General features: G+C 44.6%; 18 protein-coding genes. 12 read left to right on the forward strand and 6 right to left on the reverse strand.

Features of this window, described 5'->3' with window-relative positions; genetic code table 11:
- Position 1 precedes the first annotated feature (1 nt).
- Both PW252_RS00935 and PW252_RS00940 read right to left on the reverse strand, forming a co-directional pair.
- Positions 2-700, reverse strand: a complete 699-nt coding sequence (locus PW252_RS00935; RefSeq protein ID WP_248049625.1) for an ABC transporter ATP-binding protein — start codon at positions 698-700, stop codon at positions 2-4.
- A gap of 93 nt (positions 701-793) precedes the next feature.
- Complete coding sequence (locus tag PW252_RS00940) at positions 794-1,966, reverse strand: BaiN/RdsA family NAD(P)/FAD-dependent oxidoreductase (protein WP_248049626.1); 1,173 nt, start codon at positions 1,964-1,966, stop codon at positions 794-796.
- 177 nt (positions 1,967-2,143) lie between these two features.
- On the opposite strand from PW252_RS00940, the gene PW252_RS00945 reads away from it, so the two are divergent.
- The gene (locus PW252_RS00945; protein ID WP_248049627.1) at positions 2,144-3,544 is read left to right on the forward strand and encodes a glycoside hydrolase family 1 protein; all 1,401 of its coding nucleotides are present in this window, start codon (positions 2,144-2,146) and stop codon (positions 3,542-3,544) included.
- Positions 3,545-3,656: 112 nt separating this feature from the next.
- Positions 3,657-4,151 carry a DUF536 domain-containing protein gene (locus PW252_RS00950; protein ID WP_172090740.1) on the forward strand — a complete coding sequence of 165 codons (495 nt, stop codon included), beginning with the start codon at positions 3,657-3,659 and terminating at the stop codon, positions 4,149-4,151.
- A 20-nt stretch (positions 4,152-4,171) separates the two neighbouring features.
- Here PW252_RS00950 and PW252_RS00955 read toward each other — a convergent pair whose 3' ends face one another.
- Positions 4,172-4,720: a GNAT family N-acetyltransferase gene (locus PW252_RS00955; RefSeq protein ID WP_248049628.1), complete on the reverse strand. Its 549-nt coding sequence runs from the start codon at positions 4,718-4,720 to the stop codon at positions 4,172-4,174.
- 79 nt (positions 4,721-4,799) lie between these two features.
- On the opposite strand from PW252_RS00955, the gene PW252_RS00960 reads away from it, so the two are divergent.
- Positions 4,800-6,560: a glycerophosphoryl diester phosphodiesterase membrane domain-containing protein gene (locus PW252_RS00960; RefSeq protein ID WP_248049629.1), complete on the forward strand. Its 1,761-nt coding sequence runs from the start codon at positions 4,800-4,802 to the stop codon at positions 6,558-6,560.
- Positions 6,561-6,603: 43 nt separating this feature from the next.
- Here the strand turns inward: PW252_RS00960 and PW252_RS00965 are convergent, their stop codons facing one another.
- Positions 6,604-6,903, reverse strand: coding sequence for a YbaB/EbfC family nucleoid-associated protein (locus PW252_RS00965; protein WP_248033115.1), 300 nt, complete (start codon positions 6,901-6,903; stop codon positions 6,604-6,606).
- A gap of 220 nt (positions 6,904-7,123) precedes the next feature.
- Between PW252_RS00965 and PW252_RS00970 the strand changes: the two genes are divergently transcribed.
- Positions 7,124-8,293 (forward strand): SIS domain-containing protein, encoded by a 1,170-nt coding sequence (locus PW252_RS00970; protein ID WP_248049631.1) that lies wholly within the window; start codon positions 7,124-7,126, stop codon positions 8,291-8,293.
- Between the two features lie 41 nt (positions 8,294-8,334).
- Here the strand turns inward: PW252_RS00970 and PW252_RS00975 are convergent, their stop codons facing one another.
- Positions 8,335-10,605, reverse strand: coding sequence for a Xaa-Pro dipeptidyl-peptidase (locus tag PW252_RS00975; protein ID WP_248049633.1), 2,271 nt, complete (start codon positions 10,603-10,605; stop codon positions 8,335-8,337).
- 177 nt (positions 10,606-10,782) lie between these two features.
- On the opposite strand from PW252_RS00975, the gene PW252_RS00980 reads away from it, so the two are divergent.
- From PW252_RS00980 to PW252_RS00990, 3 genes are all read left to right on the forward strand, one after another.
- On the forward strand, positions 10,783-11,517 hold the full coding sequence (locus PW252_RS00980; RefSeq protein WP_248049635.1) for a CppA family protein: 735 nt from the start codon (positions 10,783-10,785) through the stop codon (positions 11,515-11,517).
- Positions 11,514-12,452 (forward strand): serine hydrolase domain-containing protein, encoded by a 939-nt coding sequence (locus tag PW252_RS00985; RefSeq protein WP_248049636.1) that lies wholly within the window; start codon positions 11,514-11,516, stop codon positions 12,450-12,452. Before PW252_RS00980 ends, PW252_RS00985 begins: the two co-directional genes overlap by 4 nt.
- 134 nt (positions 12,453-12,586) lie before the next feature.
- Positions 12,587-13,387 carry a COG3942 and LysM peptidoglycan-binding domain-containing protein gene (locus tag PW252_RS00990; RefSeq protein WP_248049638.1) on the forward strand — a complete coding sequence of 267 codons (801 nt, stop codon included), beginning with the start codon at positions 12,587-12,589 and terminating at the stop codon, positions 13,385-13,387.
- Positions 13,388-13,577: 190 nt separating this feature from the next.
- On the opposite strand, the gene pflB is transcribed toward PW252_RS00990, so the two are convergent.
- Entirely contained in the window at positions 13,578-15,923 is a 2,346-nt protein-coding gene (gene pflB / locus PW252_RS00995; RefSeq protein ID WP_248049639.1) for a formate C-acetyltransferase, read from the reverse strand.
- A gap of 248 nt (positions 15,924-16,171) precedes the next feature.
- Here pflB and dinB point away from each other — a divergent pair, with 248 nt between their 5' ends.
- The 5 genes from dinB (at position 16,172) to PW252_RS01020 (ending at position 20,718) form a co-directional block, all read left to right on the forward strand.
- Positions 16,172-17,266: a DNA polymerase IV gene (gene dinB, locus PW252_RS01000; protein WP_248049640.1), complete on the forward strand. Its 1,095-nt coding sequence runs from the start codon at positions 16,172-16,174 to the stop codon at positions 17,264-17,266.
- Entirely contained in the window at positions 17,250-17,669 is a 420-nt protein-coding gene (locus PW252_RS01005; RefSeq protein ID WP_248049641.1) for an Rrf2 family transcriptional regulator, read from the forward strand. The genes dinB and PW252_RS01005 overlap by 17 nt, the downstream gene beginning before the upstream one ends.
- A gap of 128 nt (positions 17,670-17,797) precedes the next feature.
- Positions 17,798-18,427: an NAD(P)-dependent oxidoreductase gene (locus tag PW252_RS01010; protein WP_248049642.1), complete on the forward strand. Its 630-nt coding sequence runs from the start codon at positions 17,798-17,800 to the stop codon at positions 18,425-18,427.
- 96 nt (positions 18,428-18,523) lie between these two features.
- Positions 18,524-19,444, forward strand: coding sequence for a 1-phosphofructokinase family hexose kinase (locus tag PW252_RS01015; protein ID WP_248049643.1), 921 nt, complete (start codon positions 18,524-18,526; stop codon positions 19,442-19,444).
- Positions 19,445-19,629: 185 nt separating this feature from the next.
- On the forward strand, positions 19,630-20,718 hold the full coding sequence (locus PW252_RS01020; protein WP_248049644.1) for a galactose ABC transporter substrate-binding protein: 1,089 nt from the start codon (positions 19,630-19,632) through the stop codon (positions 20,716-20,718).
- Positions 20,719-20,836 lie beyond the last annotated feature (118 nt).

Genomic DNA, 20,836 nt, shown 5'->3' on the forward strand with positions numbered 1-20,836 from the left:
CCTAGTCTGCTGTCAAGAGGGCAACCACTTCCTGTTCAAAATCAGGATCGTGGAGCTTGTCACTCGGAACTGATTGCAATTCTTGGTGATGGAGCAAAACAATCTCGTCACAGAGATCTTGAGCTAGCTGTAAAATGTGGGTAGAAAAGATGACAACAGAATCCTTCTTAGCCTCTCGAATCAGCTGTTTAAACTCGTGGGCTGCCACAGGGTCAAAGGAAGTCAGTGGCTCATCCAAGAGAAGAACAGGTGGCTGGACAATCAAGGACAGGAGCAACTGGACCTTGTTCTGCATACCGTGGGAAAAATCCTTGAGCAGGCGATGTTGGTCTTCTTCTCCGATACCGACCAAGTTCAGCCATTCTTCTGGACTACGAGGAGATTTGAGTTTATCCTTGTGAATATCCATATAGAAACGGACAAACTCATAGGCGGTCATAAAGGCAGGCAGTTGTGGGTAGGTTTGGGTAAATCCGATGTCCGTATTATCGTAGTCAAGGACTTCCTCGCCCTCTACAAACCGAATATTGCCACCATCCAAGGTCAGATTGCGGGCAATGCAGTTGAACAAGGTCGTCTTACCAGCTCCGTTCCGCCCCAGCAAACCGTAAATCTTGCCTTGTTCGAAGGTAAAGGAAGTATCTTCCAAAATGATTTTATGGTCGAATTTCTTGGAAACAGAAGATAGTTTCAGTTGCATAGCCAATCTCCTCTTGTTATATTGTTATGGATTTATCGTACAATAAAAAACAAAAAAATTCAAGCAGATTTTTGCTTGAATTTGATGTAAAAACTAATAATGCAAACTCCCTGCCACCCAGCCAGTTGCCAGACAGTAGGTGATGTTAAAGCCACCTGTATGGGCATTGATGTCCAAGACTTCACCAGCAAAGTGGAGGCCAGGGACCTTCTTGCTTTCTAAGGTTTTGGGGTTGATTTCCTTGAGGTCAACACCTCCCTTGGTCACAAAGGACTTGGCCAGGGACATCTTACCTGTAATCTTAATCGGTAGAGCTTTGAGAAGGGTAACTAGATTGGTCAGGTCCTTTTGAGGAACCTGTTTGACCTTGCAGTCGTAGTTCTCTGCGAAAAAGTCGGCTAGGCGGTCTGGCATGAGTTCAGAAAGAGCATTCTTGACGGATTTTTCTCTGTTGATTTCTAAATGCTCAAACAAGTCCTGTTCAGAATGGGTCGGCAGAGCATCGAGAAATGCGGTTTCGCCGCCTTTGACAAAACTAGACAGACGAAGGGCAGCGGGGCCCGACAGGCCAAAGTGGGTAAAGAGCAGGTCGTGGGTGATGACGTGCTTGCCGTAGGTCAGGGTGACGTCGTCCAGGGAAATGCCTTGGAGCTTCTTATGGGGGAAGTCGGTCAGGACAGGGCTTTCAGCGGCTTCAATCTCCGTGACTTCCAGCTTGAAGTGGCGGGCAATGTCGTGGCCAAAGCCGGTCGAGCCGGTGGAAGGATAGGTCTTGCCGCCAGTGGTGACAATGAGCTGGGGAGCTGTAAAGACTTCCTCGCTGGTCTTGACATGGAAGAGGTCGTCTATCTTGCGGACGGAAACCACCTCAGTCCCTGTGCGGATGTCCACGCCGTTTTCCAGCATCTTCATCTCCAGGCACTTGATAATGGTCTGGGAGCGATCGGTGGTTGGAAAGACACGGCCGTGGTCCTCGACCTTGAGCTTGACCCCGTTTTCCTGAAAGAAATTCATGATGTCGTGGTTGTCAAACTGGGAAAAGACGCTGTAAAGAAAGCGGCCATTGCCGGGAATGCCAGCTAGCAGGTCTTCTAGTGTACCGTTGTTGGTCACATTGCAACGTCCGCCACCTGTGCCAGACAGTTTCTTGCCTAAACGCTTGTTTTTTTCCAGGAGTAGGGTCTTCTTGCCGTAAAAGCTGGAAGAAATGGCGGCCATCATGCCCGCAGGCCCCGCTCCGATAATAATGGTATCTACTGTATTCATGTCCTTATTGTATCATATTTTTATCAAGAAAGTAGTTTGGGTCTTTGCTATGATTTGTGGAATTTTTCCTTGAGATAGTAGAGGACGATTGCAGAGCGAAGGGAGTATAATGAAACTGAGGAAGTCTAGTTTTTATTAGATATCCAATCTGTAAATTAAAGGAAAATAGGTGGTAGCATGGCAGGCGAGCAAAGAGAGTATCGTTTTCCAGAAGGTTTTTTGTGGGGGTCTTCTACTTCAGGGCCTCAAAGTGAAGGAAGTGTAGCTGGTGATGGAAAGGGGTGGAATAACTGGGATTACTGGTATCGTCAGGCACCGGAGCTCTTTCACCAGCAAATAGGACCAGAACAAACATCGACTTTCTATGAACATTTCCAGTCAGATTTGGATTTGTTGGTGGCAACGGGTCATAGCATCTTTCGGACCTCTATTCAATGGTCGCGCCTCATTCCAGAGGGTATGGGGGAGGTCAATCCGCAAGCTGTGGCCTTTTATCGGGCTGTTTTTACAGGCATTCGAGAGCGTGGGATAAAGTTGTTGGTCAATCTTTATCATTTTGATTTGCCCTATGTCTTGCAGGAAAAGGGCGGCTGGGAAAATAAGGAGATTGTTTGGGCCTATGAGGCCTACGCTCGCCAGTGTTTCAGTCTATTTGGGGATCTGGTAGATCATTGGATTACCTTTAATGAACCTATTGTTCCAGTTGAATGTGGCTATCTAGGTAATTACCATTACCCTTGCAAGGTTGATGCCAAGGCTGCCGTGGCGGTAGCCTACCATACGCAATTAGCTAGTTCTTTGGCAGTTCGGGCCTGTCACCAACTACATCCAGACCACAAAATCTCTATTGTTCTCAATCTTACTCCTGCCTATCCAAGAAGTCAGAGTTCAGAAGATATACAGGCGGCGCGGCTTGCTGAGCTATTTCAAACGAGAAGCTTTTTGGACCCATCTGTTTTAGGACAATACCCGAGGGAACTGGTTGACATCATTGAGAAACACGGCTTGCGTCCAGAAACCACAGAGGAGGAATTGACCATCATCAGAGAAAATAGGGTTGACTTCTTGGGGGTAAATTATTACCAGCCACTGCGCGTGCAGGCTCCTTCAGAAGATGGATGGAACGGAGAGGTCCCTTTCCTATCCCAATATTTTGCACCTTATGATAAGCCTGACAAGAAAATAAATCCTCATAGGGGCTGGGAAATTTACGAAGAAGGGTTATATGACATTGCCAAAAATATCAAGGAAAACTATGGCAATATCGAATGGTTGGTAACGGAGAATGGCATGGGAGTCGAAGGGGAAGATGTTTTTGAAGAAAATGGAATAATTCAGGATGACTATAGGATTCACTTCATGGAAGACCATTTAATCCAGCTCCATCGAGGTATTGTAGAAGGGGCAAACTGTAAGGGGTATATGGTCTGGACCTTTATCGACTGCTGGTCTTGGTTAAATGCCTATAAAAATAGATACGGACTTATTTCCTTGGATATTGAAACACAGAAACGAACTATAAAAAAATCGGGACATTGGTTCAAACAAGTAAGTGAAGAGAACGGATTTACAAGATAGCTAGAGGGTGATAGTCTTGTTTTGGAAATCTCCCATAATTTGACAGAACTTGGGCTTTTGTGGTAATATTTTAATGATACAAACTATGAGAAATCTAAGTACCGAGGATATTATGGGAATCGAAAAAACAGTCAGCGAATTAGCTGAGATTTTGGGAGTGAGCCGCCAGGCTATGAATAATCGCGTAAAGTCACTTCCGGAAGAATTTGTAGATAAAAATGATAAAGGTGTAACGGTTGTCAATCGTGCTGGCTTGATTGAGCTAGAAAAAATCTATAAGACGACGATTTTTGAAGATGAGCCGATTAGCGATGAAGTTAAGCACCGTGAAATGATGGAAATTCTGGTGGATGAGAAGAATTCTGAGATTATCCGTCTATATAGTCAACTAAAGGCCAAGGACAAGCAGCTAGCTGAAAAGGATGAACAGTTGCGGGTAAAAGATATCCAGATTGCCGAGAAGGACAAGCAGATTGACCAACAGCAGCAATTGACCCTCAAAGCCATGGCAGACAAGGATGTCCTCAAGCTAGAGCTGGAAGAAGTCAAGGCTCAGGCAGAAGGCGTCCAAACCAAAGGCTTCTTTGCACGTTTATTTGGAAGATAGATAAGTAAAAAATCAAGCTCTTAGGAACTTGATTTTTTCTTTTGTTCTAGCCATTCTTCTCTCAGAATTCCATATTTGACTGAATCGTGATACTGGCCTTGCCAGTAGCGGACTTTTCGGATTTGGGCTTCCATGGTCATGCCTAATTTTTCAGCAGTCCGCATCATGCCCTTGTTACCAGACCAAGTGGTTAGTCCGATGTGTTCTAATTCTGTAAAATGCTGGAAAATGGTATCAATCCAGAGCCCAAGGGCCGCGGTACCATATCCTTTTCCCCAGACCTTATCATCATGGATTTCTATTCCGATTTCTAACCAGCGTGTCGGTTTGCATTCCCAGTAATAAGAAACAAAGCCGATAGGTTGTTGGTTCACCAGGATGGCCCTAACGCACTCTTTTTGTAACCACTGGTAGAGTTCCAGTGCTTGAAAGTTTTCAAAAGTAGCGCAGGCCTGGTAGTCATCAAAATAGGGGGCCGCAAATTCTTTCCAGCGGGGTGCGGCTTGACGGTAACCAATCTCCCAAAGTCTATGTAAATAGCTTTCATTCATAGGTGCAATCGTAATCATGAGTACCTCCCTTATTTTTCTAGTCTAGCATATTTACGACACCCTTGCAATTCCTTGTAGAATATGGGAAACTAGGTATATGAAAAAGATACGACGAACATTCCAGAAAGTGTATTACAATTTAGATAAGATTTTACTGCTCTTTTTTACCCTCTTTTCCGTGATGGAGTTTGTCTGGATACCGCTAAATTCCTGGGTTTCCGAAGGATTGTTGGCCATGACGGGTCATGCTTATCTTTCTCCGACAAATTTTTTCTCCGTTCTCTCTGAAAATATCTTGGTGACAGGCCTCTTTATTCTTTTATTCCTCGTCAATCTAGCTATTGCCTACTTGGAACTTGCTCTGCTATTTTCCGGAGTAGGCCAGCTCCTAGACCAGAGGGTTAAGCATTTTCCGGATTATGTGAGGGATATGAGGGACAGTATGCTGGATATTATCAGACATAGTAGTGTGCCCAAGGTGCTTTTTCTCCTCTTTTATTCGGTCATTCTCCTGCCCTTTCTTCGACGGATTTTAAATATCTACTATTTCAATAAGATTGTGGTTCCCCAGTTCTTGATTGACCATTTTTCCAATACTTTGTGGCTGGCAGTCTTGATTTTCCTCTCTTTTATACTCTTCTTTTGGTTGGCAGCTCGCTTCATGTACGCCCTGCCCAAGATTTATTTTGAACACAGGGGTGTCAAAGAGTCCATCGCTTATTCATGGGAGAGGACAAGGGGCTGGCAGCAGGTCCGTTCCATGGGTAAATTATTCTGGTTGGTGACCCTTCCGGTCTTTCTGTTCTCAATCGGCGGCACCTTACTTTACGAACTGCAATTAGTAGTCGAAAAAATAGCTCCTCAGCTGTCATTTCCCCTAGCCGTCTTCTCCTATATTCTCCTCAAATTGCTCTACTACGGTGTTGTTTCCCTCTTCATGATTGGCTTTATCAGTTATGTGACGGGCATGAAACTGCCTTCTTACCGACGGAAACGGCTCCGTTACCGCCTCCGTCTGACCATCTTGGCAGTGTCTAGTCTGGTTTTTGGTATTCAGGGCAGTCTGGCCCTCCACTATCCCTTTGATAGCCTACCGGTGACCATTTCCCATCGCGGGGTGGACGCTGGAAATGCTGTGCAGAACTCAATTGAGGCTCTGGAAGAAACCTCTCAGCTCCAGCCAGACTACATTGAGATGGACATTCAGGAAACCAAGGACGGTCAGTTTGTGGTCATGCATGATACAGACTTGATGGCTTTGACGGGAAATCCCGGAGGTACACATGATTATAGCCTAGCAGAGATGACTACCATGACTGCATCCGAAAATGGCATGACAGCTCCAGTCCCTTCTTTTGATACTTATCTTGATAGGGCGGATGCCTTAGGGCAAAAATTATTGGTGGAAATCAAAGTGACCAAGCAGGATTCACCAGAATTGACCAAGAACTTCCTGAAAAAATATGGACAACGCTTGTTAGCCAAGGGGCATCAAATTCAATCTCTGGATTACAAAACGATTATAGAAGTCAAAGAGTACAGTAAAAAGCTGGTATCATTCTTCATCCTCCCTTTCAACTCCATTTATCCCACGACAGTAGCAGACGGCTACACCATGGAATATACATCCTTGGATCAAAACTTTATCCTAAAGTCATGGATTAAGGGAAAATCTGTTTATACTTGGACTGCCAATGATGAGGAGACCATGACAAAGATGGTCATGTTGCAGGTGGATGGTATCATAACGGACAATATGACGGAATTGAAAGCCTTGTTGGAAGATGTTAAGATTCACCGCAGATATGCCGACCTCTTTTTCCTACAATTTCAATCCCTACTCTATCATTTTGAATAAGCAAAAAACGCGTGGGCCTAGCCCAATCGCGTCTTTTTCTGTCTTAAAATGGTAATTTACCAGCAAAGGCCCCCAATTTTTTCTTAGTGGCATCGTCAATTTTTGAAAGAGCATCATTGACTGCTTGGATAGTCATATCCTGCAAGGTTTCAAGATCGTCAGCATCCACAACTTCAGGCTTGAAGTCGATAGAAACCAACTTTTTATCGCCAGTAAAAGTAGCAGTGACCAAGTCCTGCACAGAGTTACCAGTAAATTGAGTAGCTGCCAATTCAGCCTGGCTCTGCTCCATTTGCTTTTGAAGCTTCTGAGCCTGTTTCATCATTTGTTGCATGTTCATCATAAGGGAATATTCCTCCATAAATAGTGATATGGAAGTATTATAGCATGTTTTTCAGTTTTTTTCTTTAATTTAGATAGATGTCATGGTTGGGTACACTGGGGAGATGTATTTTTAGCAAGCAACAAATTACATATATCAACCTATTTTAAATTGACTTTGTAAGCACTTTCTTGTATAATAAAAGAAAAACTGGTTATAACCAGAAAAACAAGGAGGAGCTATGTTCCGTTTAGCAAAAGAAGAATTAGAAAAATTGGGGGCCCATATCACAGCCACTGAGATTTACCAACAGCCTGGCTTGTGGAAAGAGGCTCATCAACTCTATCTTGACCAGCTTGAGAAGATTGAGGGCTTCTTGAAGGCTATCAAGGATAAGCATGATTTTGTTCATGTTATTTTTACGGGTGCTGGAACTTCAGACTTTGTTGGTCAAAGCATTGCAAATTATCTCAATCAAGTCAATGATTTGAAGCACATCCGTTTTTCTGCCATTGGTACAGTTGAATTGGTTGGTCGTCCACATGACTATTTACAGGCAGATGTGCCAACTATTTTGGTATCCTTTGCTCGTTCAGGTAATTCACCAGAAAGTGTGGCAGCAGTAGAAGTTGCCAAGCAATTGGTTGACCAGCTTTACCAAGTGACTATTACCTGTGCACCAGAGGGCAAATTGGCTCTTGCGGCTGAGGGGGATGCGGAAAATCTCCTGCTTTTGCAGCCTGCTGGTTCAAACGATAAGGGCTTTGCCATGACAGGTTCATACAGCTGTATGTCCCTGACTGCTCTGCTTGTCTTCTCACCAGCTAGCCAAGAAGAAAAAACTGCTTGGGTCGATACTATTGCCCGTCTAGGTCAAGATGTCTTGGACCGTGAGGATTATGTACAAGAGCTTGTTGATCTAGATTTTGAACGAGTGATTTACCTTGGTTCGGGTGGCTTCTATGGGGTAGCCCACGAAGCACAGCTCAAGATTTTGGAGCTGACTGCAGGTAAGATTGCGACCATGTATGAGTCACCACTTGGCTTCCGTCATGGTCCAAAATCCTTCATCAACGACAAGACTCTGATTTTCCTTCTTGCATCAAATGATGCCTACACTCGTCAGTACGATGTGGACTTGCTCAATGAAGTCCATGGTGATGGCATAGCAGAGCGGATTGTTGCCTTGTCGGCTGATAAACTAGCAGGTACAGAGGCAGCTAACTTTGTCTTGGCAGAAGGCGGAGCAGACCTGCCAGATGTCTTCCTGACCTTCCCTTACATCATCTTTGCCCAAACAGTATCAATTATGGCAGCTATCAAGTGTAAGAACTTACCAGATACACCATCCCCAACAGGCACCGTAAACCGTGTGGTGCAGGGTGTAATTATTCATCCTTTGGAAAAATAGGCAGTTAAAAACGAGTTGCAGGTGCAGCTCGTTTTCGCGTGTTATAGGCTTGGGATCTGGATGGTTGACTGCTCCAAATCAATCGAAATGGTCCAGTCGCTATTATCCCGAACAGTACATTCAAAGTCTGTCGTGTAGAGAATGAGTTCTAGCATATCTCCTTTTTTCAGCTGATAAATGGTTGGCTGCAGTTTCCAGGTCAGATTCATCCACTGTCCAGGCACCACTTCCTCGACAGTCATTAGGTCGGTGCGGTTCTGCAGGTTCATAAAGCCCTTGGTCACCAAGCGTTGCGGCATCTCCACATAAGGCAACTCCACCAGATTTTCTTGGGCATGGTAGCGGCCGTTGTCCAGGCTCAACCGCGTTTTCGGTGTTGGGATTGGGGCTAGGCGTTTTTTATTTCCCTTGTCCAATAGCTGAGCAGATAAGAGGCCCTTGGCTACACTAGAAGATACGCGGAGTTTCAGCGTGACCTGTCCGTTAATCAGGAGATCCTCCGTTATTGGCAGCTCCATGCTGATTTGATTGGCCTTGCTTGTATAGAGGTCTTGGTGGAAGGATGGATAGGCCTTGCCGTAGCGGTCAAAATCTTCTTGGGCATAGTGATTGGAAATGGTCTGGCTGCCAGTTCCCAGTGGCAAGACAGCCTCGTTTTCACCGCCAAAGGTGTCCAAGGTCATCCAGTTTTGTTCACCGCTATTGTCCTGCCAGATAACCGTTGGTAGCTGATAACCGTTGTCATGCTCCAGCAGTTTCTGGCTGAGTAGGGCGTTCATGGACTCACGGAAGTCGATGGACTGCCAGTTGTTCATATACACGTGGGCACCGTTGTGGAAGAAGAGGTGCTTTTTGATCTGGCTTGGCAGGGCATGGAACATATTCCAGACATGGATTGGCTTGACATTCCAGTCCTGTGAGCCGTGGGTAAAGACCACCTCACACTTGACCTTATCAGCGTGGAGCAGGTAGTTGCGGTCATGCCAATACTGGTTGTAGTCGCCACTGGTGCGGTCCAGGGCAGCACGTTCTGCCGCCAGTCCTTTTTCGTAGGCTTCTTTGCTGCGGAGGAAGTCCCCTGCTTGCAGACTTTTCGAGTAGGTCAGGGCGGTCAAGCTGTCCAAATCTTCGCCTGGATAGCCACCAGGGCTGGTCACCAGCCCGTTTTCACGGTAGTAGTCATACCAAGAGGAAATCCCTGCTTCTGCGATGATGACTTCCAATCCGTCCACGCCAGTTGTTGCCAAGGCATTGGACATGGTACCGAGATAAGACAGTCCCGTCGTCGCTACCTTACCATTGGCCCAATCGGCCTTGACCTCTAACGAGCGAGTGTGGTCTGTGTAGGCCTTGGTGCGACCGTTCAGCCAGTCAATCACCGCTTTATAGCCTTCTACCTGCTGGTAGTCGCCAGATGTCATGTAGCCAGTCGAACCTAGGGTTCCAACTCCAGAAACATGGAGGCTAGCGAAGCCACGAGCTAGGAAGTAGTCATTGAGGGAGTAAGAGGTGACGTGGCCTAGTTTTTCAGTGGCAGGGCTGACGGGTAGCTCTCGCAAGTCCAAGTCTAGTTTTGTGATGCTGGTCTGCTTGACCTCAATGGTGCCAGCTGGTTTTTCCGCCAACTCCCCTTCCATCTTGTGCAGGGCCTTGTCGCTAGCTACATCGTTAACCCCTTGATGATAGGGGCTGTTGGTAATGACCGCAGGGATTTTCCCGTCAAAGTGAGGACGGAGAATGGACAGCTTGACAATGTCAGTCTGGCCAGTCCCAGCCGTATCGACAGGCGTTTCCACATAGACCACCTCACGAATGAGGTTTTTTGTTGAAAAGGTCGCTAGCGATTTACCGTTGAAGAAGTGGTAGTGGTTATCTTCTGGAATGAAATCATCGCTGACCAGCTGGTCAATCAAGGTGTTTCCGGACTTGGTACGGGTGGCAAGCAGTTGGTAGAGGTTGTCAATCATATCTCCATAGATGACAGGGAAGTTGCTTTTCTCCACGAAGTCCAGGACATCTGTATAATCCACACCAGGCACAAAGCCCAGCAACTGAAAGGCCACTTGATAAAAAATCTGATCTGTCAGCTCACGGTCAGACTGGAAGAAGGTCAGCAAGTCTGTATTCCAGTCTGCAATCATGTTGGACAGGGCAAAGTCAGTATTGGCTGTTAAAAAATGGCACTTTCTGACAAAGATTTCCAGATTTTTCTTCTGACTGTGGTCGCTCTGCAATGCAAAACCAAGTTTGTTTAGCTCTTCTAGAGATCCTGTTACGTCATTTTTTATAAAAGAAAACTGATTAAAACGCATAGCTTTTCCTCTTTTTTACTTAGTAGTCTGTACTTATTATAGCTGATAAGGGGTTCTTTGTCTAAGATTTGTTGGAACATCAGTATATCTATGTAGAAAATGACAGTATAATTAGTTGTAAAATAGTGATTTTTTTTATACAATATTCTAGTATTTATTGAGGAGAGAATAGCTATCGTGTTGAGAAAAAATGATGTGATTGTGCCTGTATTGCGTGTCAATAATCGTGGTATCAATCAAGCCTTCCTAGAAGATCAACTAGGAATGAAAGTACAATTAGAAGATGGTCCGTTTGCTGATTTTGGCGATAGAACCAGTTCTGCAACGAAATTGGTTTTGATGGAGTCGCCGAGCAATCGCACTCGGGCTGTCAAGGGACTAAAAAAATTAAATAAAATCGTGGTTAAGGTAGAGCAGGCTAGTGACATTGAAGCCTTGTTGGCTCGAGGCACAGTGTTTACCAAGCTCTATAAAGGAAAAGCTGGTTTTGGATTTGAAGCTCTTTCGCCAGAGGGAGATAGCTTCTTGCTCCATGCAGAACAGTCTATCGAGGATTTGACGGCTATTCTTCCCCCAGTTCACTTTACTGGTCAAGCTGATTTTTCAGGTCTGACTGCTTTTGTGGTGGAATCAGTGTGGATCAATAGTCCACAAGCCAGCGTTAGCCAAGATTTCTATGAGGCAATCCTACCTGAACAAGACTTTTTGCATTTTGTTGGGGCGGAAGGTGAAGATTTAGTAACCCCTGCGGATCAGGTTTGGGACTTGGACAGTTTGCGTTTTCCTGTCGAGCAGGATTTTGACTGGGCAAACTTGGAAAGCCAGTTGGATGGTCCCTTCTTTAAAGACAAAAAAGAAACCTTTATCCAGACGGTTGACCCGAGTGGTATTGAATTGTGGTTTGAAAAATGAGACAAGCGATTTTAGACAAGATTTCAGAGCAGATTGTAGCAGGAGTCTATCCTGGTGCCAGTCTGGCTCTTTTTTCTAAGGGTCAGTGGCAGGAGTATTATTTGGGGACCCAGGATGGTCAGACGCCAGTAGAGGCGGGTTTGACCTATGATTTGGCCTCCGTATCCAAGGTGGTTGGTGTAGGCACTCTTATGACTTTTCTGGTCAATAGCGGAGCTTTGGAGCTAGATAGGACCTTGCAGTCTTACTATCCTGCTTTTGCGGATAGTCAAGTGACCATCCGGCAGTTATTAACCCACACCAGCGGCATTGATCCCTTTATTCCCAATCGGGATAGTCTGGATGCAGACCAATTAAAAGAAGCTATTTTGAAGATTAAGGTGACGGATAAAAAAGATTTTCTCTATACAGATATCAATTTTCTCCTGTTGGGCTTTTTGTTGGAGGAACTAGGTGGAGCTAGTCTGGACCAGCTGATTAGTCGAGGTGTTCTAGAGCCCTTTGGTATGTCCCAAACCTCTTATGGGCCAGTCAGTCAGGCGGTACCGACGGTGCGTGGTGTCGAGGCAGGTGTGGTGCACGATCCCAAGGCGCGTGTCTTGGGTATCCATACGGGTAGTGCGGGTCTCTTTTCGACGGTCAAGGATTTAGAAATCTTTTTGGAGCGCTATCTGACCGAGGATTTTGCGGCAGGATTGACCCAGGATTATGGCTTTGATGACAAGCGCAAGCGGTCGTTGGCCTGGGATAAGAAAGGGGACTGGTTGTCCCATACGGGTTATACAGGGACCTTTATCATGTACAATCGTCCCTTGCAAAAGGCGGCTATTTTCCTTTCGAATCGAACTTTTGAAAAGGATGTCCGTGCCCAGTGGAAACTAGATAGAAACCAAGTCATGGCTCTGATTCGTCAGGTCTTGGAGGATGAGTGTTAGACAGAAGGTTTACCAACTACCAAAATAGTTTGAGGATTGAAGTTAGAGAAGAAACCGTTAGCAATTTGTAATCAATTTGACATTTTTTACGGTGAAAATATTGGTAAAATGAGAATATGTATTGGAGGTGTAAAATGAAAAAGTATATTTGTCAGTCAGCCTTGTTGTTGGCAGGTTTTGTGACTACTGTTATGGGTGTCTATAGTGTTCAAGCAGACAGTCATATTGTGGTAGAAGGAGATTCCCTTTACTCAATCGCAGACCAGTATGGCGTCGATCCCAATCAACTAGCAGAAACCAATGGATTGGACATTCTAGGCCTAATCACACCAGGACAAGTTTTAGAATTGCCAGGTCAAGCCTATGTCGAAGAATTTGAAGAAGCTGGTGCAGGTCAGTCTGACTATGTTGTTCAAGAGGGAGATTCACTATATGGAATCGCAGATGCTTTTTCATTGGACATTTACGATTTATTAGCGCAAAATCAATTGACCCTCGAAACGACTTTGCATCCTGGTCAAATTTTGAAGTTGACAGAAACAATATGGGGTCAGGCTGTCGATACAAGTAGCGATAGCTACTATCTACCTGGTTATGAATATGAGCCGGGGATTAACTATCCTGTTGGTCAATGTACATGGGGTGTACAAAAAGTTGCTCCGTGGGCAGGCGATTGGTGGGGTGATGCGGCAACTTGGGGAGCCAATGCGGCGCGTGATGGTTTCCGTACAGGAACAGTGCCAGAAGTCGGTGCTATTATTTCCTGGAATGACGGTGCTCTAGGGCACGTTGCCTATGTGACAGCTGTTAATGAAGAAGGGCAAATCCAAGTTCTTGAAGCCAACTATCGTGGGCAACAGTGGGTGGATAATTTCCGTGGCTGGTTCAATCCAACGGATACAGCTGGTGAAATTACCTATATTTACAATAACTAAGATAATAAACTATCCCCTCTCGAATTCGATTTCGGGAGGGGATTTTGGGTATAGGATAGAGAGGTGAGTAAACCATGTCCGTTGGGGCTATCCTTCCGTAAATCATCTAGCCATCCTTCCACAATGTGTGGGAGGATTTTCTGATACAGCAAAAAGGACCTGCAATGCAAGTCCTTTTGTGTTTGCTTGATTAAGCTTGACCTGAAACTTCGGAAGCGTGGTCGTCCATTGAAAGAACTTCGTGGAAGACGCGTTGTGTCAATTCAGTTTTTTGTTCTTTAGTGAGGTATTTAGTGTTTACGCAGTATCCAGAGATACGAACGATAACATCTTCACCAGCCATGATTTTCTCGTAAACGTCGTTCAAGTCCATAACGTTCAAGTTAACGTGCTGACCACCTTGCTCGAAGTATCCGTCAAGGATAGTCACCAAGTTAGTGACTTGCTCATCGAAGGTCTTACCAAGTGCTTTTGGAGAAACTTGAGTTGTCAATGAGATACCGTCGTTGGCATGGTTGAAGTTGAGCTTAGAAAGGGTGTTCAAGTTTTGCAACCAACCACCACGAGATTTAGAAGTTGGGTTAGCACCTGGTGGGAAGAATTCCACTTTAGAAGTGTTAACTGAGCCATCTTCATTGAGGAATACACCACGGTGTACAGGTGAGTTACCAGTTTGTTTAGAGTAGGCAACGTTTGAAGTGATAGTCAAGATAGATACCGCAGCTTCTGCATTCTTGTAGAGTTTCTTGTTAGCAAGACGAGTATAGAATGCTTCCATGAGCCATTTCGCGATATCATCTACACGGTCATCATCTTCACCATAGCGTGGGAAGTCACCAGTTACTTCGTAGTCGTAGATGAAGCCATCTTCGTCACGAATTGGTTTAACTTGTGCATACTTGATAGCTGACAAGGAGTCAACAGTATTTGCGAAACCACAGATACCGAAGCCCATATTTGCACGAAGGTGAGTTGGCAAGAAGGCCATTTGAACTGCTTCGTAGTTGTACTTGTCTGTCATGAAGTGGATAATATTCATGGCATCAACATAAGTATCTGTCAACCAGTCAAGGGCTTTCTCAAAGTTTGCGATAACTTGGTCGTAGTCAAAGATTTCAGAAGTGTTTGGTTCAACGCCGTCAAATACTTTGTAGTCTTTGTGGACATCATCGTAACCGTTGTTCCAACTTGAAAGAAGGGCTTTCAAAACGTTAACACGCGCACCGAAGTACTGGATGTTGTGGCGTTTGTCTTCGCTTTCTGGGTCGAGTGGTGACACACAGCAAGAGATACAGCTCATTTCACCATAACCGTCTTTAGCCATTGTTGTTACACCTTCGTATTGGATAGAAGAGTGCTTGTGGCTCATTGCCATACAGTAGCGACGGAATGCGTATGGAAGCTGGTCAGACCAAAGAACTGTCAAGTTTGGCTCTGGAGAGTTACCGATATTGTCAAGTGTGTTCAAGAAACGGTAGTCCATCTTGGTAACACGGTGACGACCATCGTTACCCATACCTGCCATAGATGTTGTAAGGAAAGTAGGGTCACCAGAGTAGATTTCGTCGAAGGCTTTTGTACGAGCGAATTTCACTGTACGAAGTTTCAATACGAAGTCATCAACAAATTCTTGGATTTCTGATTCAGTAAATGTACCACGAGCCAAGTCACGTTCTGCGTAGATGTCAAGAACGATAGGCACACGACCAAGAGAAGTTGCCGCACCGTTGATAACACGGCAGACTGCCATGAAGGCGATGTTGGTCCATTGGATAGCTTCTTTTGTGTTCATCGCAGGTTTGCGAACATCAACACCATACAAGTCACCCAAGCGAACAACTTGTTGCAAGGCTTGGTACTGCATGTTGATTTCTTCGCGAAGACGGATTGACTCTTCATCGATTTCGGTGATAGCATTCCAGTCAGCGACTTTTTCTTCCATCAAGTAGTCAGCTCCGTAGAGGGCCAAACGAGCGTACATACCAATGATACGACCACGTGAGTATGCATCTGGAAGACCAGAAACGTGGTGTGAGTGGCGAGCACGGCGGATGTCAGCTGTGTAGGCACGGAAGATACCATCGTTTACAGTTGTAGCGTGTTTTGTATAGATTTCATGGATAAGTGGGTCCGGAGTATAGCCGTTTTCGATAAGCGTTGTTTCAGCCATACGGATACCACCACGTGGCATGAAGTTGAGTTTGAAGAGCTCATCGTTTTGGATACCGAAAATCAGCTCGTTGTCTTTATCAATGAAACCAGCTGGGATGTCAGCAATAGAGGTCGCACGATCCACGTCCATTGGGAAGCGTGTGTCTTCGTAGCCAGCTTTTGTTTCTTCGATGATTTTCTTGATGTGAAGCGAACGCTCAGTTGGTCCTGCAAGGAAACTTTCATCTCCATCATAAGGAGTGTAGTTAGCTTGTACAAAGCGGGTAATACTAGCCTTTTCTTGCCAGTCTACACCTTTGAAGCCTTCCCAGGCTTGAGCGAAAATGTCTTCAGTAACATTTTTAGTTTTCACTTTTGTTGACATGAGGGTTCTCCTTTGAGATAGTTTTGTTTTTCACATATTTTAGTATATCATATGTAAGCACTTTCCACAAGATAAAAATAGTTGAAAACATACTGAAATAATTTTCATTTTATATGTAAAAAAGTAGAAAAGATAAAATTGCTTTTCATAGCTCAAACTTGAACGAAGGGAGACGCTTATTTTCGAGGCGTGAAAGATTTGCAAAAATAATGTATAATGTGTTACATACAAAAGCAGAAAGGAGCACCATGTTAATTTTTCCCCTAATCAATGATTTATCTCGAAAAATTATTCATGTAGACATGGATGCGTTTTTTGCTGCTATAGAGGTCAGGGATAATCCTGCTTTGAAAGGGAAGCCAGTTATTATTGGTGCAGATCCGCGACTGTCTGGCGGTCGTGGAGTGGTATCTACCTGTAGTTATGAGGCGCGTGCCTTTGGCATTCATTCGGCCATGTCCTCCAAGGAGGCCTATGAACGCTGTCCGCAAGCCGTCTTCATTTCTGGAAATTATGAAAAATACCAGGAAGTGGGGCGACAGGTCAGGGAGATTTTTCACCGCTATACCGACTTGGTGGAACCCATGTCCATTGACGAGGCCTATCTGGATGTGACAGAAAACAAGCTGGGTTTAAGCTCGGCAGTCAAAATTGCCAAACTCATCCAATACGACATCTGGAATGAACTGCATCTGACAGCTTCTGCAGGGGTTTCCTACAATAAATTCCTGGCTAAAATTGCCTCGGATATGGAAAAACCGCATGGTCTGACCCTGATTTTGCCAGAGGATGCTGTTGGAGTACTAGCCTCTTTGCCTGTTGAAAAATTTCACGGTGTCGGCAAGAAAACGGTTGAACGTCTGCATGAGATGGGAGTTTCTACTGGTCAGGATTTGCTAGACGTGCCAGAAATGGTCTTAATTGACCGTTTTGGTCGCTTTGGTTATGATTTGTATCGGAAAGCTAGAGGCATTTCAAATAGTCCCGTCAAAACCAATCGGGTGCGAAAGTCTATCGGTAAGGAAAGGACCTATCGCAAGCTCCTCTATCGTGATGAAGATGTCTTGAAAGAGCTAGTCAGCCTCTGTCAACGGGTGGCCGTTAGCTTGGAACGAAATGAGAAACAAGGGCGCACCATTGTCCTGAAAATCCGCTATGGAGATTTTTCAACCCTGACCAAGCGACATAGTTTGGGAGAAGCGACCAATCAAGTTCAAGTAATAGAGAAAGAAATCCGTCAGCTTTTTGAAGAAGTTGGACAGGCTGATAAAGGTGTCCGCTTGCTAGGAGTGACCGTTACCAATTTTATGGAAGGAGAAAGTAAAATTGCAAATTTCGAGTAGATTTACCATTGCTAGTCATATCTTGGTCTTGCTAGCCTTGGAGGGAGAAAAGGAAAAGCAAACCAGTACCAGTATTGCAGGAAGTGTAGGTGTCAATCCAGTTATCATCCGCAATATTCTGTCCCAGCTGAAAGAGGCTGGTTTGGTTCAGGTGGCGCGTGGTGTAGGTGGCGCACGTTTGGCCCAAGCACCAGACAAGATTACCCTCCTTCATGTCTATCAGGCTGTAGAGTTATTTGGAGAAAAGGGGAAACTTTTTGGCTTTCATGAACAACCCAATCCAGCCTGTCAGGTCGGCCGCTCTATCCATCCCCTGCTAGATAGCCGTTTGGAAGATGCCCAGTCGGCTTTGGAAAAAGAGTTGGGACAAACAACAATTGCTGATTTATTAGCAGAATTATAAGGTATTCAATCATCCTCGTGATGATTTTTTTAAATTTTTAAGTTGTAACACTTGACATTACAACAAACGTAGTATAAACTAAGCATTGTAAACAAAAACATTACAAGGATACAAGTGAGGTAATCAATATGAAAATCGCCATTATCGCAGCAAATGGTCAAGCAGGTCAAGCCATTGCCAAAGAAGCAGTAGAACGTGGTCATCAGGTGACGGCTATTGTCCGCTCTGAAAACAAGAGTGCAGCCCAGGAAGTCATCCAAAAAGACGCTTTTGCACTTAGCAAGGAAGACTTGGCTGGCTTTGATGTGGTTGTCAACGCCTTTGGTGCTTGGACACCAGAAACGCTACCAGATCACAGCCGTCTAGCAAGCCATTTGACAGACTTGCTTGCAGGCACATCTACTCGCCTCTTGATTGTCGGTGGTGCAGGTAGCCTCTACCTAGACCAGAGTCAGACAAGTATGCTCAAGGATGCCCCAGATTTCCCAGCGGACTACCTACCAGTCGCAGAGGCTATGGGCGCAGGTCTTGACATCTACCGTCAGGCGACAGCGGTCAACTGGACCTATATCAGCCCAGCAGCTGATTTTGATGCAGAAGGTCAAAAAGCAGGTGCTTACACCCTGGCTGGCGAGGTTTTCCAGGTCAATGCCCAAGGTGAAAGCTATATTAGTTATGTAGACTATGCAGTGGCCTTAGTAGATATTGCCGAAAAAGGTGGCTACCAGCAAGAACGCATTTCGGTTTTTGCATCGTAAAATAGTAGAAAAGATAGTTCCCATCGCGGAATTATCTTTTTTATTTTTTGGTTTATATAGTATAATAATATGTATAAAACAAAAAAGGAGTTCCCTATGATTCACTTGATTTGTCCCAATCCAGCCCTAGACCGTACGCTTCTTGTGGAGAAGATTGAAAAGAACATTCCCCTACGCCCAACGGAAGTCAGAGATTATCCCGGTGGTAAGAGTTTCAACGTGGCTTATGCCCTTCGAGAAAATGGAGTGACAGACTACACGATCCATACCATTTTAGGTGGACAGATCGGTCGCTACATTCAAGACCTTAATGACCAAAAGGGAAATCAATTACAGGTCGTTGAAAATAATCAGAACACAAGAACCTGCAATATTTATGTGGAAACCAGCACAGGCGATGTCGTTCTTTTCTATGAAAAAGGCTTTGAACTGACAGAGGACCTACTTGACCAATTTACCCGACAGATAGAAAATAGCCTAGAGGCTGGCGATATCCTAGTCTTTTCGGGCAGTCTGATGAAGGGCATGCCGGATGATTACATTCAGCGATTTATTGAAAAATACCCAGAGGTCTTGACCATTGTGGATACCAGTGGACCAGCCTTACAAGCTGCCTATCAAGCTCGCCCAGCCCTAATCAAAATCAATAATGAAGAACTCAAGGACATCTATCCAGACTTAGATGAGGAAAGTCCAGAGGATATTTTGCGGATACTAAAAGAAGTAACGCCGCATGAGAATATTATCATTACCATGGGTGGAAAGGGAAGTTTGGCTAAGATTGGTCAGCGTTTCTTCCGTATCCAGTCGCCAAAGAAGGAAACACGCAATCCCATTGCGGCAGGAGATTTCTACCTGGGCTTGCTAGTTAAGGGTATCAGCCAAGGGCAAGAGCCTGAGATTTTCTTGAAAGAGGCAGCAGCCTTTGCAACTGCCAACTGTCTTAACTACTTCCCAGAAGTCGAAGCAGAGCAATTTGCAGAGATAGCGGGTAAAGTTGTTCTAGAGCAGGTTTAAAAAATATTTCCTCTATACTAATGGAGCATTCTTTGTTGTTTGAGTGGGCATTCTAAGGTCAGCAATTATTTTACTTGAAATCTATTGACAAAAAGATGTGAATAGGTTAATATAATTATATTAGAAAACGTTTACAAAATTGGTTGTTCTGCCAATGTTCTTCTCAAAATAGAAAGGAAAAAGGGATGAAAAAACTATTGAAGTTTTTAGCAATTGCTTTTGTAGGTTTGTTTCTGGTAGCTTGTGGAAAGGCGACAGAAAATTCCAGCGGCGGTTCTGACTCAGGATCAGGAAAAACTTACGAAGTCGGTGTTGCTATTTACAAATTTGATGACAACTTCATGACCCTCTATCGTGAAGAGTTAGATGCCTATTTCAAACAATTAAGTGAGAAAACTGGCAACAAATATGTTTTGGATATCCAAGACGGTAAGCAAGACCAAGCAACCCAAACAGAGCAAATCAATACCTTTATTGCACAAGGTAAAGATGTTATCCTTGCAAACCTAGTTGACCCAACCGCTGCAGGTTCCATCATTAACTCAGCAAAATCTGCCAATATCCCAGTTGTTTTCATCAACCGTGAACCAGAAGTTGCTGAATTGGAAATCTGGCCTGGTAAAACAACTTACGTTGGTGCGGACGCTACCCAATCAGGTACCTTCCAAGGTGAAATCATCGCTGCAACTGAAAGCAAGGGTGATATCAATGGCGACGGTAAAGTGCAATACATTACCCTCTTTGGTGACCCAGCAAACGTTGATGCTCAACAACGCACAACATACTCAGTAAAAGCGCTTGATGATGCAGGTATCAAACGTGAAGCCTTGGCTGAGCCTTACCTTGCAAACTGGGATACAGCTAAAGGTCAAGAAGTAACAGCAGCTGCTTTGGAACAATTTGGTGACAAACTCGAAGTTGTTTTTGCAAACAACGACGGTATGGCAGTTGGTGCGGTAACAGCGATTAAGGCTGCAGGTCGTACTGTTGGTAAAGATATCTTGGTTGTTGGTGTAGACGCTATTCCAGATGCTATGGAACTTCTTGCCAAAGGTGAATTGACTGGTACAGTATTGAATGACCACTTCAACCAATCTCATACAGCAGCAAACGTTGCAGTTGAGTTGATGGAAGGTAAAGAAGTTTCTCCTTACTACTGGGTTGACTATGTAAAAGTTACAAAAGAAGCTGACTCAGAATTGAAAGAAGCAGAAGCTAAAAAAGAAACAATCGAAGAAATCAAAAAACGTTACGCAGAACGTGAAAAAGAGTAGTCATTCTATGTAGTCAAATGAAGACCCCTTCAGCTGACGAATGAGTAATCCATTTTGAAAAACGATGAGTGCGTTCTCACTATCTATGATTCCCTTGAAAAATGGTGATTGTACGTAT

It is taken from the genome of Streptococcus sp. 29887 (assembly GCF_032595075.1).
GTDB lineage: Bacteria > Bacillota > Bacilli > Lactobacillales > Streptococcaceae > Streptococcus > Streptococcus iners.